General features: G+C 43.6%; 1 protein-coding gene. It reads right to left on the minus strand.

All coding sequences use genetic code 11. The features are described from left to right. Positions 1–92 precede the first annotated feature (92 nt). Positions 93–908, minus strand: coding sequence for an aminoglycoside O-phosphotransferase APH(3')-Ia (aph(3')-Ia, locus tag OP500_RS11185; RefSeq protein WP_000018326.1), 816 nt, complete (start codon positions 906–908; stop codon positions 93–95). Positions 909–995: the final 87 nt, after the last annotated feature.

A 995-nucleotide genomic window follows, 5' to 3' on the forward strand; every position in this document is an offset into this window, starting at 1 on the left:
CGTCCGGATACTGCCAGATATCGGCGTCCAGGGAGATGTCCTGAAGCGCGGTGTCCGGAATTTCAGGTTTGTGTCTCTACAAAGACTAACTATCAGAAAAACTCATCGAGCATCAAATGAAACTGCAATTTATTCATATCAGGATTATCAATACCATATTTTTGAAAAAGCCGTTTCTGTAATGAAGGAGAAAACTCACCGAGGCAGTTCCATAGGATGGCAAGATCCTGGTATCGGTCTGCGATTCCGACTCGTCCAACATCAATACAACCTATTAATTTCCCCTCGTCAAAAATAAGGTTATCAAGTGAGAAATCACCATGAGTGACGACTGAATCCGGTGAGAATGGCAAAAGCTTATGCATTTCTTTCCAGACTTGTTCAACAGGCCAGCCATTACGCTCGTCATCAAAATCACTAGCATCAACCAAACCGTTATTCATTCGTGATTGCGCCTGAGCGAGACGAAATACGCGATCGCTGTTAAAAGGACAATTACAAACAGGAATCGAATGCAACCGGCGCAGGAACACTGCCAGCGCATCAACAATATTTTCACCTGAATCAGGATATTCTTCTAATACCTGGAATGCTGTTTTCCCGGGGATCGCAGTGGTGAGTAACCATGCATCATCAGGAGTACGGATAAAATGCTTGATGGTCGGAAGAGGCATAAATGCCGTCAGCCAGTTTAGTCTGACCATCTCATCTGTAACATCATTGGCAACGCTACCTTTGCCATGTTTCAGAAACAACTCTGGCGCATTGGGCTTCCCATACAATCGATAGATTGTCGCACCTGATTGCCCGACATTATCGCGAGCCCATCTATACCCATATAAATCAGCATCCAGGTTGGAATTTAATCGCGGCCTCGAGCAAGACGTTTCCCGTTGAATATGGCTCATAACACCCCTTGTATTACTGTTTATGTAAGCAGACAGTTTTATTGTTCATGATGATATATTTTTATCTTGTGCAATATAACATGGGTT

The organism is Kingella sp. SNUBH-2017 (assembly GCF_028680565.1).
Taxonomy (GTDB): Bacteria; Pseudomonadota; Gammaproteobacteria; order Burkholderiales; family Neisseriaceae; genus Kingella_D; species Kingella_D pumchi.